Source organism: Acinetobacter sp. CY73 (assembly GCF_059515865.1).
In genome coordinates, this window is record NZ_JCAKMZ010000018.1 from 37,438 (window position 1) to 53,081 (window position 15,644).

26 protein-coding genes and 1 tRNA gene are annotated in these 15,644 nt (G+C 40.2%); 11 read left to right on the top strand and 16 right to left on the bottom strand.

Annotated elements, in window-relative coordinates; genetic code table 11:
• Nucleotides 1-124: 124 nt before the first annotated feature.
• Genes AC5YD2_RS09830 through AC5YD2_RS09880 form a run of 11 tightly spaced genes read right to left on the bottom strand, consistent with a single transcriptional unit; the run spans nucleotide 125 to nucleotide 5,449 of the window.
• On the bottom strand, nucleotides 125-496 hold the full coding sequence (locus tag AC5YD2_RS09830; protein ID WP_496126162.1) for a hypothetical protein: 372 nt from the start codon (nucleotides 494-496) through the stop codon (nucleotides 125-127).
• Nucleotides 493-816 carry a hypothetical protein gene (locus tag AC5YD2_RS09835; RefSeq protein WP_496126163.1) on the bottom strand — a complete coding sequence of 108 codons (324 nt, stop codon included), beginning with the start codon at nucleotides 814-816 and terminating at the stop codon, nucleotides 493-495. Before AC5YD2_RS09835 ends, AC5YD2_RS09830 begins: the two co-directional genes overlap by 4 nt.
• Entirely contained in the window at nucleotides 813-1,325 is a 513-nt protein-coding gene (locus AC5YD2_RS09840) for a hypothetical protein (protein ID WP_496126164.1), read from the bottom strand. Before AC5YD2_RS09840 ends, AC5YD2_RS09835 begins: the two co-directional genes overlap by 4 nt.
• Nucleotides 1,322-1,603, bottom strand: a complete 282-nt coding sequence (locus AC5YD2_RS09845) for a winged helix-turn-helix domain-containing protein (RefSeq protein ID WP_496126165.1) — start codon at nucleotides 1,601-1,603, stop codon at nucleotides 1,322-1,324. Before AC5YD2_RS09845 ends, AC5YD2_RS09840 begins: the two co-directional genes overlap by 4 nt.
• Nucleotides 1,600-1,989, bottom strand: coding sequence for a hypothetical protein (locus AC5YD2_RS09850; RefSeq protein WP_496126166.1), 390 nt, complete (start codon nucleotides 1,987-1,989; stop codon nucleotides 1,600-1,602). Before AC5YD2_RS09850 ends, AC5YD2_RS09845 begins: the two co-directional genes overlap by 4 nt.
• Complete coding sequence (locus AC5YD2_RS09855; protein WP_496126167.1) at nucleotides 1,986-2,381, bottom strand: hypothetical protein; 396 nt, start codon at nucleotides 2,379-2,381, stop codon at nucleotides 1,986-1,988. The genes AC5YD2_RS09850 and AC5YD2_RS09855 overlap by 4 nt, the downstream gene beginning before the upstream one ends.
• Nucleotides 2,378-3,136 carry an ATP-binding protein gene (locus tag AC5YD2_RS09860; protein WP_496126168.1) on the bottom strand — a complete coding sequence of 253 codons (759 nt, stop codon included), beginning with the start codon at nucleotides 3,134-3,136 and terminating at the stop codon, nucleotides 2,378-2,380. The genes AC5YD2_RS09855 and AC5YD2_RS09860 overlap by 4 nt, the downstream gene beginning before the upstream one ends.
• Nucleotides 3,133-4,005 (bottom strand): hypothetical protein, encoded by an 873-nt coding sequence (locus tag AC5YD2_RS09865; protein WP_496126169.1) that lies wholly within the window; start codon nucleotides 4,003-4,005, stop codon nucleotides 3,133-3,135. Before AC5YD2_RS09865 ends, AC5YD2_RS09860 begins: the two co-directional genes overlap by 4 nt.
• Nucleotides 4,002-4,790 carry a phage antirepressor KilAC domain-containing protein gene (locus AC5YD2_RS09870; RefSeq protein ID WP_496126170.1) on the bottom strand — a complete coding sequence of 263 codons (789 nt, stop codon included), beginning with the start codon at nucleotides 4,788-4,790 and terminating at the stop codon, nucleotides 4,002-4,004. The genes AC5YD2_RS09865 and AC5YD2_RS09870 overlap by 4 nt, the downstream gene beginning before the upstream one ends.
• A gap of 45 nt (nucleotides 4,791-4,835) precedes the next feature.
• Nucleotides 4,836-5,216 carry a transcriptional regulator gene (locus AC5YD2_RS09875; RefSeq protein ID WP_496126171.1) on the bottom strand — a complete coding sequence of 127 codons (381 nt, stop codon included), beginning with the start codon at nucleotides 5,214-5,216 and terminating at the stop codon, nucleotides 4,836-4,838.
• Nucleotides 5,217-5,224: 8 nt separating this feature from the next.
• On the bottom strand, nucleotides 5,225-5,449 hold the full coding sequence (locus tag AC5YD2_RS09880; protein WP_496126172.1) for a YdaS family helix-turn-helix protein: 225 nt from the start codon (nucleotides 5,447-5,449) through the stop codon (nucleotides 5,225-5,227).
• Between the two features lie 164 nt (nucleotides 5,450-5,613).
• Here AC5YD2_RS09880 and AC5YD2_RS09885 point away from each other — a divergent pair, with 164 nt between their 5' ends.
• The 11 genes from AC5YD2_RS09885 (at nucleotide 5,614) to AC5YD2_RS09935 (ending at nucleotide 10,303) form a co-directional block, all read left to right on the top strand.
• Complete coding sequence (locus AC5YD2_RS09885) at nucleotides 5,614-6,306, top strand: XRE family transcriptional regulator (protein ID WP_496126173.1); 693 nt, start codon at nucleotides 5,614-5,616, stop codon at nucleotides 6,304-6,306.
• A 460-nt stretch (nucleotides 6,307-6,766) separates the two neighbouring features.
• Nucleotides 6,767-7,171 carry a hypothetical protein gene (locus AC5YD2_RS09890; protein WP_496126174.1) on the top strand — a complete coding sequence of 135 codons (405 nt, stop codon included), beginning with the start codon at nucleotides 6,767-6,769 and terminating at the stop codon, nucleotides 7,169-7,171.
• A gap of 10 nt (nucleotides 7,172-7,181) precedes the next feature.
• Nucleotides 7,182-7,679, top strand: coding sequence for a hypothetical protein (locus AC5YD2_RS09895; RefSeq protein WP_496126175.1), 498 nt, complete (start codon nucleotides 7,182-7,184; stop codon nucleotides 7,677-7,679).
• Nucleotides 7,676-8,299 carry a hypothetical protein gene (locus tag AC5YD2_RS09900; protein WP_496126176.1) on the top strand — a complete coding sequence of 208 codons (624 nt, stop codon included), beginning with the start codon at nucleotides 7,676-7,678 and terminating at the stop codon, nucleotides 8,297-8,299. The genes AC5YD2_RS09895 and AC5YD2_RS09900 overlap by 4 nt, the downstream gene beginning before the upstream one ends.
• A complete protein-coding gene (locus AC5YD2_RS09905) occupies nucleotides 8,296-8,589 on the top strand; it encodes a hypothetical protein (RefSeq protein WP_496126177.1) in 294 nt (97 codons plus the stop codon). Before AC5YD2_RS09900 ends, AC5YD2_RS09905 begins: the two co-directional genes overlap by 4 nt.
• Complete coding sequence (locus tag AC5YD2_RS09910) at nucleotides 8,576-8,812, top strand: hypothetical protein (RefSeq protein ID WP_496126178.1); 237 nt, start codon at nucleotides 8,576-8,578, stop codon at nucleotides 8,810-8,812. Before AC5YD2_RS09905 ends, AC5YD2_RS09910 begins: the two co-directional genes overlap by 14 nt.
• Nucleotides 8,812-9,195, top strand: coding sequence for a hypothetical protein (locus tag AC5YD2_RS09915; protein ID WP_496126179.1), 384 nt, complete (start codon nucleotides 8,812-8,814; stop codon nucleotides 9,193-9,195). Before AC5YD2_RS09910 ends, AC5YD2_RS09915 begins: the two co-directional genes overlap by 1 nt.
• Complete coding sequence (locus tag AC5YD2_RS09920; protein ID WP_496126180.1) at nucleotides 9,195-9,503, top strand: hypothetical protein; 309 nt, start codon at nucleotides 9,195-9,197, stop codon at nucleotides 9,501-9,503. Before AC5YD2_RS09915 ends, AC5YD2_RS09920 begins: the two co-directional genes overlap by 1 nt.
• Nucleotides 9,496-9,654, top strand: coding sequence for a hypothetical protein (locus tag AC5YD2_RS09925; protein ID WP_496126181.1), 159 nt, complete (start codon nucleotides 9,496-9,498; stop codon nucleotides 9,652-9,654). Before AC5YD2_RS09920 ends, AC5YD2_RS09925 begins: the two co-directional genes overlap by 8 nt.
• Nucleotides 9,651-10,022, top strand: a complete 372-nt coding sequence (locus tag AC5YD2_RS09930) for a hypothetical protein (RefSeq protein ID WP_496126182.1) — start codon at nucleotides 9,651-9,653, stop codon at nucleotides 10,020-10,022. Before AC5YD2_RS09925 ends, AC5YD2_RS09930 begins: the two co-directional genes overlap by 4 nt.
• Nucleotides 10,022-10,303, top strand: coding sequence for a hypothetical protein (locus tag AC5YD2_RS09935; RefSeq protein ID WP_496126198.1), 282 nt, complete (start codon nucleotides 10,022-10,024; stop codon nucleotides 10,301-10,303). Before AC5YD2_RS09930 ends, AC5YD2_RS09935 begins: the two co-directional genes overlap by 1 nt.
• A gap of 9 nt (nucleotides 10,304-10,312) precedes the next feature.
• On the opposite strand, the gene AC5YD2_RS09940 is transcribed toward AC5YD2_RS09935, so the two are convergent.
• From AC5YD2_RS09940 to AC5YD2_RS09960, 5 genes are all read right to left on the bottom strand, one after another.
• Nucleotides 10,313-11,323, bottom strand: coding sequence for a tyrosine-type recombinase/integrase (locus AC5YD2_RS09940; RefSeq protein WP_496126183.1), 1,011 nt, complete (start codon nucleotides 11,321-11,323; stop codon nucleotides 10,313-10,315).
• A gap of 175 nt (nucleotides 11,324-11,498) precedes the next feature.
• Nucleotides 11,499-11,575: transfer RNA gene (locus AC5YD2_RS09945), tRNA-Val, on the bottom strand.
• A 19-nt stretch (nucleotides 11,576-11,594) separates the two neighbouring features.
• Nucleotides 11,595-13,658 (bottom strand): transglutaminase TgpA family protein, encoded by a 2,064-nt coding sequence (locus AC5YD2_RS09950; RefSeq protein ID WP_496126184.1) that lies wholly within the window; start codon nucleotides 13,656-13,658, stop codon nucleotides 11,595-11,597.
• Nucleotide 13,659: 1 nt separating this feature from the next.
• The gene (locus AC5YD2_RS09955; RefSeq protein ID WP_496126185.1) at nucleotides 13,660-14,571 is read right to left on the bottom strand and encodes a DUF58 domain-containing protein; all 912 of its coding nucleotides are present in this window, start codon (nucleotides 14,569-14,571) and stop codon (nucleotides 13,660-13,662) included.
• 2 nt (nucleotides 14,572-14,573) lie between these two features.
• Nucleotides 14,574-15,539 carry an AAA family ATPase gene (locus AC5YD2_RS09960; RefSeq protein WP_496126186.1) on the bottom strand — a complete coding sequence of 322 codons (966 nt, stop codon included), beginning with the start codon at nucleotides 15,537-15,539 and terminating at the stop codon, nucleotides 14,574-14,576.
• Nucleotides 15,540-15,644 lie beyond the last annotated feature (105 nt).

The following is a 15,644-nucleotide window of genomic DNA, read 5'->3' on the forward strand; positions in this document are numbered from 1 at the left end:
TCGACATTCACAATTGAGATGAGTGCTGTATTCACTTTGAGATCGATTCATTGAGCACCACGACTTGTGCAGTGCTCTACTTTTCTTAATGTTGATTCCTGTGAATAATGCGAAAAGAGTTTGATTATTCATGCTCACCTCGCTCACCAGTCACCCCATGTATCACGCGATTAATCTCAGACACCAAATCATCACCGCAGGTTGACTCTAAATACGCTTGAACATCATGCAATTGCCTCTCCAGCCCCGCCTTTTCCGTCTTGAGTTCAGCAATCATGTCTTGCTGTTCTTGCAACTTGCCGATGTATCGTTGATTCATTTCTTTAAGCTGATCGATTTCCTCTTGACGAGCGTTCCAACATGCCTCCCATCCACCAAACTCAGTTCTGGCTTCAGTACCGACAAACCGACCCACCAACAACCCATCCTCATACTCGCCACAATACTCGCCACATTCAGATGACCACTCGATATACTTTTGCTTGCAATCACTCATCGTCCTTCCCCTGCTTCATTCGCTTCTTGAAATTGCTCTTGTAAATTGTTTTCGAGCACCACTGTATTTGGACTTAAATGATTGCGAATGTCGGTGCATGAGTCGGTGCGATCATCCATCAAAAACCAGTTTTTTCTAATCACCCTGTATTGATTTCCCTCTTGCGAAACAATCGTCAAATAACCCCCAGTAACCTTTTTCACGGTACAAACACCTCGTAGATCAGGATCATTTTTATAAAACTCAGAAACGATCAAATCACCTGCTTTTAGTTCGGTGCACTTCGCCACGCCAAGCTGTTCAATGTAATGAGTTGTCATGCTGTAGCTCCCACGTATTTTTTAGCGATTTGACGCAACTTGTATTGATGCTCTTCTTGCATAGCAGACTGACATTCGACACATCGACAACCATTCTTGTAGCAATTCGTTGTGCCGTGAGTTTCTTTCTTCTTAGCCTTGGTGTTAGCAAACTCAGTCTCAGCTCGACTAAAAGCTGATTTGATTTTTTGATACACATCACTCGTCAAAGCACGCTCTTGTTTTAGAATCGCTACTAAATAGCTCTCAGATATGCCTGCATGTTTTGCTACAAATTTTGATATGCCACGTACTGAACAAAATTCTTTAATCAACTCAAGATTAGTTTTAGGTCTTGCAATACTTGCCACTTGAACACCCTCGGCCAATACTTCTGATTTAAGTGGATGATCTACATCGTTTTGAATCGCATAAATCACATCGCGAACAACCATAGCCGTGTAATGCGGGCGATTTCTTTTCTCTGCGATCTGAATCATTGCTTGTCTAATTTCTAATGCTGTTTTCATCCCTGAACTCCGAATAATTGTTTTGCTTTATCTGTTAAAAAGAATCTGGAATCGTGAAATTGAGAAAACTTACGGCTGAGATATCCAGCGTCTTCCAAGCCCTTTAAATAACGCTGTGTTGCCCTTAAGCTCATCCCACTTAATGCTCGTTCTCTAATTTCCGAAGTACTTGCAACTGGTGTTTGTTGAATAGCTTTAAGTACTGATACAGTTCTTTCGAATACAGCAATTTGACTAACACGAGCACCCACCGTCTTATTATCGTTTTCGTCTTTCATGCCACTTCCCCTTCATAGCAATCACACGGCATATCAGGAACAAAGTGATCCATGAATGCGTCTTGTTGTTGATGAATAGATTTCCAGCTAAAGTTACGACCCAATCCCGCGATATCAGTCAGATCCGCCTGAGCTTCCATTGCTAAAGCTTTCTGCAGCAAATCTGGATGAGCATGTTCAAGCCACTTAATTTCTGAAACTTTAGAATTCGGACAGAAGTAGCAAGCAGACTTACCTGGCAAAGCCAAGCCTTCATCCTCAATCGTTTGAACACACTCATCACGACCCATGTTCCAATCGATCAACGGATACATGCGTGTGTACTTATCGTCGTAAGTTTTATTCGCTCGCTGTGGCTCATCAGCATCAAACCCGATCAACTTCACAAGTCGCCCCCCACAATCACACTATTATTTAAAAACTTATCTTGTGGCTGAACCTTGAAACGCTGACTGCATGTCTTAAAACCATAAGCAACGCTTGGCAAAGCTTTACGGTCAAAGCAGTCCTGTTCCAGTGACTTTGTCGGGGCTCTAACAACTCGAATCGCTGGATAACCTTTCGACACAAGCCATTTTGAGAAATAATCAAGGTATGCGTATGTGTGCGGCTTTTCAGCGCCGGTATCAGCAAACAAAATCATATCGATTCGAATGCCGCGCTTTACGCACTCGATCAGCAGCGCTGTTGAATTTGTGCCACCGCCATAGCTGCTAATTACAAAGTCTGAAGCCACGGTCGGTATTGAACTTTGAAGTATCTTGCTGAATGCGTTCACACCACTTCTCCCTTAACCGCGCCATCTTTCCGTTGATCCGCCCAATTACACTCAACCAATGTCAATCCATCGTGTTGAAAGCGTGACCACAAACGATCCCCTAGATCCTTTTCAAGCTCACCAACAGTCAAATTCGAAATCAGCATCGTTGGCTTGTTCTCGTCATACCGTGCGTATAAAACTTTGTGGACCAACTGCAATCGGTTTTCATGACGGTCATGCAATCCGTACTCATCAAGAATTAATAAGTCCAAATCTGTGTAGCGATAGATCGCATTAGCTTCGCTGTCATCGGCTTTTGTCCACGCATTAGCAATCTCATTAGCCATATCTTCAGAAGTGACGTAGCGAGCATATTTGCGTTTGTTTAAGACGTTTAAAGCCACAGCACACGAAAGATGGGTTTTGCCTGTTCCTGTACGACCAACCATGATTAGATTGCGATTTGTGTTGTTCAGGAAATCTTTAGCAAATGACATGCATTGAGCTTTAGCGTTTTTTTGACCGTTGTTCTGCACCAGGTAATTACCAAATCCACTATTTGCATGACGACTTGGTAATTGAGCTCCTGCAAAGTGTTTGTCACGAACCATTTTGTTCACAGCGTGTTCATGTTCCACTTGCCCTTTCGCTACCAAATCGATTGAGCATTGTTTGCAGTGAGTGTGACCGCCTAATTTAACTTTTGCGGTTTTGTGGATAGAGCAAATTTCTGTTGCTTGCTGTAATTCAATTGAAAATGCATGTGCGTTCATATCATGCCCTCACAATCGATATCGGTTGCAGGTGCGTATTGCTGAACTTCACCCCATTGGTCGTTGACGTTGCGAGATGGTGTTACAGGTTTTGCTTTGCTGACTCTTTGCGACTTCTCAAACTCTTGAGTGATCCAAGAAACAAACTTTCGTGTTCTTTGGTTTTCAGTAAGTGTGATCTTGTCTTCCCAGTGAGCATTGAAGTTGCCAAGGTGGAATTCAAAATCAACCATTCCCAAGATTTCAGATACTCGTTGAGAATGTTTTGTTGTTCTCAAGATTGAAGTCAGAAGATCAAGGTTTGGTTTCCAAGAATCATCTTCGAGTTTTTGGGCTGAGTTTTCTTGTGTGTGTGTTTCTTTAGAAGATATATTTAAATCTTTCTTTTGTGTGTCTACTACGTGTACTACCTGTGGTCTACTACGTGTACTAGTGCGGTCTACTACGTGTACTAGTTCACTAGCTGTACTAGTATTCTTTGTGTACTGCTTACCGAGTAATGACACTTCATTAATTTGATATTTATTACCAAGTTTTCGGTGTGTCGAAAGAATGGTTATCACACCATGATCAGCTAATTCTTTGATGCCTTTTGCAACAGTCATTCTTGACATAACTCTTGCACCCTCAAGCTCCGAATTGCCTTGAAGTTGACTGTAGCTCACATAATCTGAGCTTTTTTGAAAGCCATTGAGCCTGTTTTCAAGTTCAAAATAAACATGGCGACCTGCATCACTAAGAAATGGATAAACTTCTTTGCGATACAACTGGCTCGACATAACAAAGCCTTTGACGAATTTGTCAGGTGACATTTTCGCTCCATCTTTGAATTGGACAATATTGTCTTGTGGTTTTTTGAGAGCTGTCATGCCGCCACCTCACGAACCTTTGCTTTAGCAAGTTCGCCCGCAATCCACTCAACACCTTTTGGTGTGAATAGAGCATGGTTGAACGCGTGACCTGATTCGCTAACGCCTGTTTTCACAAAAAAGCGTTTTGCATCAACATGATTTTGGTATGCAGTCCACTCGCCATTGAGCTTGTACATAATTCGGTTTGATTCAAGAAAATCACGGAAAGCGTTTTCTTTGATCTGCAAAAGCTTTGCAACTTGGCGGAATGTTTTATTGCCATTGCCTGCCACATATTTATCTACAAATGCGACTTTCGGGGCTTGGATTTCGAGTTGTTGAATGACAGCTTGCTTTTGCTCTTCAGACTCAACCAAAGCTTTTAATGCTGAAAGATAGTCATGTGGTGTTGATATTTGCTTTTGAGTAACCAATGCATCAAAAGTGTTAATTACCTTTAAGTGAAAATTGGCACTGATCCACATTGCATACGCATAAACAATTTGCTTAACAACGTATGTGCCCTGGTTTAATCCGCCTCGAATCACCTCAACTGGCGCTACAGGAATTCCTGTATCGATAAAAGCGTTCACCATATTTGGTGATCGGTTTAGCTCACCTATCAAAGCTTGTGTTTGATCATTTCTAATAAATCGAAATGGTGCATGCTTATCTGCCCCGCCACTCGCTTTGTGTAAATCATTCAAGCAGTAGCGACCATATTGATCTCGATGAATAACAGCACCGTCAATAACGATTGATTGCTCTGCATTTTGAAACTGTGTTAAAATTGGCATGTTCATAATTGGTATCTCACTGATAATTGAGCAGAAGCCTGATGTACGAGATCAGGCTTTTTCTTTTTCTCTGTAGCCAAGTTCTACATCCATCCCAAAATCAACAATGTCGTCTTGAAATAGATCATCTACAGAGTCCATGCGACTCATCCACGCCTTTGACATCACAAAAAGCGCCTCAAGTTTTTCTTCACGAATCATTCTGTAATTTGTTGGAACTGGCTTATATCCAAGTGCATGCAATAAAGCGCAACAGTTCTCAATTTCTGTTAATCCGTTGCTTTTCTTATCATTTTTCATGCGTGTAATAGAGCTTGGATCAAGCCCTAATTGCTCTGCAATCTTGCTTTGATTGCCCGAGTTCAGAGCTTGCAATATCCGCGATACGCTATTTCTGGCGCTTGCAGACAGCTCGACCGATAATTTGTTCATAGGATCTCCTAAGCCACTCGGATTTCAGAAAATGAGTTTTTTAGGCTCGGTCTTAGATTGATGGCTAAAAATTTGTTGTTGGTTTCTTTCTGGATTTTTAGAGCAACTTCGGTTGACACAGTTCCAGTAGAGACCATGTGATTGACTGTTGGTTGAGTGATCTTTAAGGCTAAAGCGGTTTTACTTTGACTTCCGAAGAACTCAACTACTTCTTGAATCGGATTAAGTGACATAAACACCTCCAGTAGTTATTCTTATAATTTATAGAATATTCTATTTATAGTCAATGGTGTTTTATAGAAATATCTATTTATGTCTATTTTTAGCCTTTTGTGACAAATGACGTTTTTATATATTATAGAAAGGGCTATATATGCTATTCACGGAAATTATTGGTATGACAACTCAGTCAGAAAGGCTTAGAGAGGCTCGCATCAAGGCTGGACTTTCTCAGCAGCAAGTTGCTGAAGCTGTAGGTATGAAGCAACCGTCATATAACTATTTAGAGAAAAATGATAAAAGCGGTTCTGCTAAGCTTGCAGAAATCGCTAAAGTGCTAAACGTGGATCCATATTGGATTCGTACAGGCAAAAATAATAAAGATATTGATTTGGAAGTAAAAAAAATACTTGAAAACTCTACTGTTGCTCAGGTAGATTCGCAAAGTGATGACCAGGAGAGAATCTGGATTGATTTAGTGAATATTCGTTTTTCGTGTGGTAGTGGGGAGTCGATTGAGTTTCATTTTGAGGATGTGCTTGATAAGCGTGAAATACCAGGATCGGTTTTTAAGAAGCATAACGTTAAGCCTTTGAATGCTAGGTTAGTAAAAGCTACAGGAGACTCACAAGAGCCTTACGTATGCAATGAGGATGTGTTTGCGATTGACATATCTGATACGGAAATTAGGGATGGTGAGTTCTATGCTGTTTACTTTGAAGGGGAAGCGATGCTGAAGCAGATTTTCAAAGAGCAAGGCGGTAAGTTGATATTACACAGCCTTAATAATAGATATAGAGATCGCATCGTGACTGAAGACAATGGTTTAAGTTTTAGAGTTATTGGTCGGCAATTCTATAGAGCTGGATAAATATATATAGAGAAACCTGCTAAAAGCAGGTTTTTTTACGTCTGAACAATTCGATTGTTAATTTTTATTAAAATTTTTTCTATATTTCTCAGTTATTTAATAGACAATAATAGAATAATATCTATAAATATAGAAATTTCTATTGATTACTTAAATAGAATATTCTATATTTACCTCACAGACAAACAAAAAGCCCTCCGACGGCAAATCTAAAGGGCTTTTCACAACACGAGGTAATTATGAACCAAATACATCCAAAGAGTCAAACGACTCCCCGTCTTTACCAGCACCCTACTGCGGAAAATACCGTGGTTCATTCGGGTTGGTTCGGCAATCTATGTGCCCTTTTAGTTATGGGCATTCTTATCTGCTTCGCTGTCTATGCAATGTTTATCAAATCGGATAACGAGGCTTTGATCAAAGAGCAGAATCAAGCTCAGGTGCGTGCGGAGGCTAACCAATGAACGCAATCCCTAAATTTTCAGAGCAATGCGGTGCGGTGTTTCCTGAGCTATCAGTTGACAGTGACTTTGTGATCCAAGGCACTCAGGTTTATTTTGATTTGGTGCGAGTTGTTCACGGAAAAACAGTTGCGAGCATTTCAGTGGTAGTTGAAGCGAACGAGACTCAAGGTTATTCGTTTTGGAACAACACAAGTGATCCGCAAAACGATCATGAATTTAATTTTGACAAGTTGGAAGTTGATGGTCTCAGCATTGCTCGAGTCGAGAATGTTGATGATGTATTAGCAGTTGAGGGTCAGCCTTTCTTCTTAACTGAGAGTCAGTGCAAGGCTTTAAATGAAAAGCTCAATGAGTTTTTTGAAGAACAGAAAGTCGAAGAATTTAAAAGAATAGCAGCTTAAGGAAAAGAATATGAATGCACCAGTACAAAATAGAACGCATTGGAAGCAACTCGTTAATCCTAAGTATTTGGGCGTGTATTGCTTGGTAAATGGTCAAGATATGACTGTGACGATTAAGTCTGTAGGTCGTGAAATAGTCATTGGCGATGGTGGGAAAAAAGAGGAATGCACTGTAGCTCAACTCACAAATGCCAAGCCCATGATCCTTAATCGCACCAATTGCAAGACCATTGAGAAGATGTATGGTCCGTATCTTGAAGACTGGGCGGGTAAATCGTTCACGGTTTACGAGACATCTACTCGTGTGGCGGGTGAAACGGTTGCTTGTCTTCGCATACGAAAAGATATTCCAAATGCTCAGCCAATTAAAGAGCCATTAACCCAAGATCGTTTCGAAAAAGCCATGCAACAGGTTCGTGACGGCAAATATGATCCGAACAAATTGTTCAATGATTATGCCTTAACTCAATCTCAAATAGATCAAATGAATCAGGAGTTTGGCGCATGAAATTAATTAGAGCATCTTCAATCAGTAAGATCATGGCTAACCCTGAATCCGATAAATTGGGTGTTGGTGCTTACACATACCTTGAAAACTTAGCTTCGCAAGTCGCTTTAGAGTGGGATGAGGATTTCGATTTTAGAACTCTGCAAAAAGGTCGTGATGTTGAGCAGGATTCTATCGACCTTTACAACAAATTCAACTTTACTTCATATGTGAAAAATACAGAGCGTAAGAGTTCAGATTTGATCACGGGTGAATGCGATATTGATGATGTTGATAGTAGCCTGATTATTGATATCAAATCATCTTGGTCTAAAGCTACGCACCCCTACTGTCTACGACTTGGTGGGAAAAAAGGCTATGAGTGGCAACTACTTGCTTATATGCACTTGTGGGATAGAAATCAAGCTGAATTGGCTTATTGCCTTGTGGATACGCCATACGAGTTGATTGGAATGGAAGATGAGAATCTCCATGAGGTTGCTCATATTGACATGGCTTTAAGAGTAACAACGCTTCGATTTGAACGCGATGCAAAGAAAGAAAACCAGATGATTGCTAAGGCTCGCGTTGCGCAGTTAGAGCTTGCTGAACTCTTAGATAAAAAAGGAGTTGTCGCATGACTAGAATTTCAATCAAACCTCTAAACGACTGGGAATTGTTGCGTAGACGCTATCCAAGTGGTCGAGCATACAAAGCTAGAACAGCTCTTTCAGTTATTCGTTTGGATGAATTCTCAAACTGGCTTGTTGATCAGGGTGCTGATGTTTTCACTAAAACCGAGCAACATGAAATCTTGAGATTCAAATTAAATGGCGAGCTTGGGGTCTGGTATCAAACAGGATCAGGCAACCTGCTCATGCATGATTTGGCTGAAAAATTTAAAGCTGAGGTACCAAATGTTCAAAATTAAACAACGGCACTTATTGGCTTTCAAAATTTGGCTTGCCCTTCTTGGTTATAAAAAGAATGACCTACCCGATGGTGGTGCAACATTCAAAGGCAAAGGCACTAAACAAGATTATGTGCTGATCGGCAAAGACTTAAGCGGTAATGCAAATTGCCAAAAATTATATGAAGAATTCAAAGTTTATTTGGTGAGTCCGATGGATGTGAATTTAGGAAAGGTGGCGTGATGGGATCTAAAAAATTATGGTGTGTAGGCATGCGCCCCGAGGGTGATAGTCCTCACGAACAAACTCCTGCTGCGTCAAAAGAAATCGCTGAACGTGCAATTGAGCGTTATCGCGCTATGTGGAAGGCGGAAGGTAATAAGTTCATGATCGAATCATTTGACGATCTGATTCAAGTACAGCAATGGCACGGTACACGCAAAGAACATATCAAGAAAATGTTCTATAACGAAAATTGGTTTAAAGAGCCGATGTATCAGTGTAAGAACATAGTGCAGGCGGAACAAGCATTTAAATACGGTGAAATCGTGCATTGCTACAAGGGCGAAGTTGAGTTGATTACTTCTGATTTTGATGAAGCTAAGCGCTTCTATGAGGTGGCGTGATGGATATTCAGAAATCAATGGAAGGTTTCAGCTCACACATAAAGCGTGAGTATGGTGAAGTAGTGATATTTAACAATCACACGCCTGTTAACTCAAGACATGCCGAGTTATTCAAGACATGGCAAGCAGCCAAAGCGAGTGTGGCAGAAGGGTTTGTTTTGGTTGAGAAGGACTTAATTCAGTCAATTCATCAATCCTGCAACAATGCTTTGGATATCAATGATATGGATATTTACAAGGGATTGTGTATGGCAATTATTGACGACGCGGAAGCCATGATCGAAGAACAGGAGCCGTCAAATGACTGAAATTCAACGCACGAATGTTGAAGAAACCGACATCGACAAGCAAGTGAGCATCTTGGACCAGTTCATCGCAGACGGTGAGTTTGAAAAGGCTTTTCAGGATGTGTTTGGGTTGCCTGAAGCTGTGGTGGAGAGCTTGGGAGAGGTTTCGTGAAAACTACATGGGATTTAGGAAAAGATGTGACCTACGAGATTTTGATTGAAAATTTGGGTGGGTATGAAAAGGCTAAGATGCATTATGATTATCTTAAATTCACACTAAATAACTGTGAAGAAAAAGAAGGAACTGCGGTTTTTCAAATAACACAGCAGAATCTATTAGCGTTGAGCAATGCTTTGCTCCAATACCGCCGAGAGCATGGGATTTTTGAGGTTGGGGATCCCATAATTGATGCCTGTGTTGGAAATTCGGTTATTAAATATCATGGCGGATACGATAACCATGAAAATTGGGTTTCTTGCTTTGTGCGACACGCCACCGATGACGAGATCAAAGCCAATGAACGATTGGAGGTGGGTTGATGGGTGTATACCAAATCACTGTCACAGGCGATGCACCGCAGATATTCATTGGTGAAAATATCAATGGTGCAAAAGTCGTAGCAATTAAGGATGTTAGCCCTGAGTTTGTTACACCTCAAGAGCTTGCTGTTAAATATGGGATCAGTGAGGACACGGTAAGAACCAAGCTTGCTTCGATTAATAAAGGTGTTGGTCGTAAATGCAAATATAGACCAAATGAAGCCGAGTTGATTTTAGGCCAGAAAGAGAAGAAATCTGCAGGAAGAAAGAGAGCAAATTAGCTCTCTTTTTTACGCATCCAACATATCAGCAATATCATCAACATCGGGGTTGTAATAAGTATTCACCAAAACCTTGATTGTCTTATGCCCTGTCACCTTCGCTAAAACTTCAACTGGTAATTTTTGATTGTTCACGAACCGGGTGATAGCTTCATGACGTGTGTCGTGGAATTTAATATCCGCAAGCCCTGCTTTCTCTTTTCTGCGCTCCCACATCAATCGGAAAGCATTTTCATTTTGCGGAATGAGTTTGGGCCCATCGTGATCTATCAGCGCCAGTAATTCTAAAGCCTTTTTAGTCAACGGCACATTTCGAGCATCACCATTTTTTGTTTTCGGCAAATGGACATGACGAGCGTGAATATCCTTCATTTGAATACCGAGAATTTCACCGCGACGCATTGCTGTCTCAAGCGCAAATAAGAAAGCCCAAGCAACATAGTGATCAGGCTCGGTTGGTGTTTGCCCTTCTCTATAATTTAAAGATTCAAGCAACTGCTGAATTTCATCATCACGTATTCGACGATTTCGAGCTTTGGGTTTAACAGGTTTTTTAATCCCCATCCATGGATTGTTTTCAAGAAGAAATAATTCTTTAACCGCATAACTAAAAACAGAACTATATAAAGCAATTTCACGCAGTACTGTATTTGCACCAACCTCTTTTAATCGTTTATTGCGCCAAGCTGTTAAATGCTTGGGTGTAATATCGTGAATCGACATATCTGCCAGTGCACCAAACTTTTCTTCGAATGGCCCAATCTGTTGCTTGACGTAAATTGAACCCCGAAGCTTTTTCCCAACTTCGTCATAATATTTATAAAAAAGGGTTTTAAACGGATAGTGCTGTTTTACGCCCAGATCTTCAGCTAATTGATTTGCACGAGCCTCAAGCATTTTTTGAGCTGCCCATTGCTCACATTCTTTCGCTGTGTCACGAGTTGCAGACGAGCGTTTTCCATTGATCATAATCTCAATATAGAAAGCTTCACCGCGTTTTCTTGGCTTTGGTATTTTCATGACGTAAAACTCAAAATGCTTGACGTAATCTTGACGTAAATTTTACGGCTAAATCGGCTTAATTCACCATTTAAACCGTATAGGCTGATTTTAGCACATCATAGAGCAGGCATAAAAAAAGGGCTTTAAGCTACTGTTTTCGCTTAAAACCCTTATAACATATACTTCTTAATCTTGGTAGGTTTAACCAGATTCGAACTGGTGACCTCTACGATGTCAACGTAGCGCTCTAACCAACTGAGCTATAAACCTAGAATGAGAGCGATCATATTCAGTTTTGATTTTTTTGACAAGTTTTTTTGTGCTTTTTCAGTATATTTGTATAACTATTCAGCAATATCTCAAATTGATCTAAGTTTTCTTTACTGTCTTGATTCAAATAGACAATGTCATGATGCAAATTGATCAGCATATGCAACTCAGTGTTTAAATCAAAATTTAGCTCTGAAGTACTAAATTGATTCAGTTCAATCTCTTTCGCTAATCTAAGCATCCAAGCTTTAAAACTCTCTGCCTTTTGAAGGTGTTGATCAGCCGATAATTTTTGACTGAATCGATTTAAAATCTGATTCATACGTGTTTGCTGATGATAAGTTTTAAAACGCCAAGTCAAATAGTAAATGATCCCGATTGTGAATAATCCAGCAATAATGAAAATACCATAAGCATAGCTTGAGTTTAGCCCCAATAAACCCATCCATTTCTTTTGGCGTTCTAAGTCAAAACCAAGGACTTTGTCCTGCCATTGGAAGCTTGCATAATCACTCCAAATACGAAGTTGTTTGAGTGCTGAAAACTGCTGATATTTGAAATGAGAAAACTGTTCATCTCCAAATGCACGTTGATCATTCGACAGATAGTTTTGCATGCCTAAATCTAAACGCTGTGGTGCAATAATCGAGGTCGGATCTACCCGTATCCATTGCTGATTTAAAAACACCTCTGTCCAAGCATGAGCATCCAGCTGGCGGACTTCCCAACTCTGTTCATCGGGAGCGGCTTGTCCCCCTTGATAACCCACGACTACGCGCGCAGGAATGCCGACATAACGCATTAGCAACACAAAGCTTGAGGCATAGTGCTCACAAAAGCCTTCTTTGGTTTTAAATAGAAATTCATCAACGCGATGATTGCCTAAACGCCCCGGTTGTAAGCTATATTTGAATTGCTGTTGTTGATACCACTGAATGACATTTTCAACATAGCGACTCGGATCTGACTGACTTTGAATAAATAATCGTTTTGCTAAAGCTTGCGCTTGAAGATCTAAATTTTTGGGATAGACGGTATACAGTTGTTTTTGAGTATCATTTAATTCAAGGTTTACATTATTAAAATCTTGTCCAACCCACAGTAATGAAATCGGTTGATTACGTTGTACCAAACGATTCGGCGTAATTGAATAATCTTGATGCAAATTAAAACGGCGTTCTAAGGGAATGGTTTTTTCTAAACCTGTGACCCATTTTTGACGTTGATCTGCCGCCAAATACTGATATTGAATTCCTTGTGAAGCTAAGTTTTGATGATGAATTTGGTACCGATATTGATTGGTGATATGACTCGTCCATGTTGTCCCATCATATTCATCCAGTACCATCGCACGCCAATACAACTCATGTTGTGCAGGTAATTGCTTGAGATCGACAATAATTCGAAATGCCAAAGCAGACGATTGCGAGAGCTCCGCAATATCTCCAGGAGACATCCGATCACTGATTCCTGTAACACCTTTGTCAGAAGCAATCGGTACGTGCCACAGTGGTGGAAATCGAGGAAAGAATAAAAAAAGAATGATAAAAAATGGAACGGCTAAGCCAACAAATTTAAAAACATGTCCAATATCATGTCGAGCTGCTTTAAATATTGGTTGGGATGCTTGTTTAAACTCGGTTGTTTGAATGCGATATAAACCAAACAAACAACTGACTAAACAACAAATCACCATTAACGCCATCCAAATCGACTGGCTATAAAGGAATAAGCTGGCACTGACAAATAATGCAAAATTAAAGAAAATAATCAGATCACGTTTGTTTTTCAACTCAAGTGATTTACCAAACAAAAACACTGCTAAGACCGCTGTACCTGCTTCAACGCCAATAAAGCTTCCATAGGAGAGGTAAATGGCAAGTAAAGCAAGGACAACCAATCCTATTTTCAGCCATTTTGACAATTGAGCATCAGGATCTTGTTTTTGCTTTTTAAAATGCAGAAATAAAGCCAACATCATCAACACAAAGACCAAACTTAGATAAAGTGGCGAAAATGCAACTTGAGCAATCAGAATGAGACCGAGACTCAGTAAAATCGGCACCATCAGGGCTATTTTCATTTTAATTCACCTGCGCCAAAATGCGTTGAGCCTCTAAATACTGCTGACTGCCTAGCCCTTGAGTCAATTCAACGCCTTGGACTTGAACTGAATATTGGGCTTGTATGCGCTCACACTTATCTACCAGTCCCATCATCAAACTTAATTTTTCTTCATGATTGGAGCTTGGCATTTTTTCATAATCAATTTGGATCACATTTAAGTCATGATGATCCTCAAACTGTTTGACATAAAGCCCTTGCCCCCTAGCCGCTTGTTTCCATGAAATGGATTGTAAAGAATCACCCAATTGATAATTGCGAAGCTCTCGAAATTCATCGTGATCAGGCTGACCTGTAGTTTGAGCATATTGCGATTCAGATTGAGAATACTTCGCTGAAGGTGCAATCCATATAATTTTCTTGCTAAAAAAATACGTCCAAGCACGAACCAACCCCAAGGGATAGGTCGAGAATAGCTGAATTTCAGGCAGGCTGAATTGACCACGCACAAGCGGAATAAAACTCAAATGAAGTGTATGCCTTAGATCATTCAACAAGATTGGATGCAATTGATCATTTACTTTGAGATAGAGATATCTAGTGACAGCTGTTCGTTGTTTCAACTGAACTTGTACGGTTAAAGCATCCTCAACTCGACCAATTTCAGGGTAGACCAGTTCAATCTCTAAACCATGTAATTGTTTAAAAGTCAGATAAAAACTGACACACAGGATCGCACTGATTAAAAAGCAAAAGCCCAAGATCAAGTTATTGGCGTAGTTCACGCCTGCAATAAAGGTGATCAAGATCAACACCAAATATAGATAGCCCTGTTGATAGATAAAAATCAGGACATCTTTTTGCTTGATCTGCTTGGTATCTTCAAACTGAAAGCGCTTGCTTATCCACTGACGAAAATTTTTCTTCAGCATGCTTAACCTTGCACATCGACACGTTGCATTAAGTGCAAGGTCTCTACCTCACCCAAGCCAATTCGATGGGCGCTGACAGCGACAAAGACCGCTTGTATATCATCTACCGTGACAAAGCTTCTTTTCTCAATGAGGGCATGTGCTTGAGCCGCTTTCTTTAATGCAAGCACACCGCGCGTGGATAAACCATGACGACCTTTTCGGGTTTCATTGGCTAAATCTAAAATATAATCAAGGACCAAATCACCAACAGCCACTGATTGACACAACTGCTGAATCTCTAGAATATCTTGCTCAGTAAAAATAGGACTGAGTGTTGAAATTAGACTTTGTCGGGTATTTTGTTGTAATAATAATTTTTCAGCATATCTTGAAGGATATCCAAGCGATAATCGCATCAGAAAACGATCAAGCTGTGATTCTGGTAGCGCATAGGTTCCACTTTGAAACAGCGGATTTTGTGTTGCAATCACCCAAAATGGTTGTGGTAATGAATAACGAACCCCATCCACAGTGACAATCCCCTCCTCCATGGCTTCGAGCAACGCACTTTGCGTCTTCGGGCTACAACGGTTGATCTCATCTGCCAATAAAATTTGAGTGAAAATAGGTCCTTGTTTAAACTCAAATTGATGTTCTTTTTGATTGAACATATTGATCCCAATCACGTCACTGGCAAGCATGTCATTGGTAAATTGAATCCGCTGAAACTTCAAACCAGCCAAATGTGACAGTGCACTCGAAAGCGTGGTTTTACCCAGACCGGGTAAGTCTTCAAATAAAACATGCCCACCTGAGAATAAAGAACATAATGCTAATTTGGTCTGATGATCTTTATCTAAAATGATTTGATTAATCTGATCCAAAAACTGATCAATTTTATCCGCATAAAATGTGATTTTTTCTTTAAGCTGATCATCTGTTTCAGATAAAGGCTGTTTCTGAGCCTTATTCATACCCCAAATCACGTTTTATTCCCCAATAAAAAACAGTGCACGATTAAACATACACGTTTTTTGAGAATACTCAAAGATTTGATAGCAGCATTGCTGATAGATTGAAAAATATAAGAA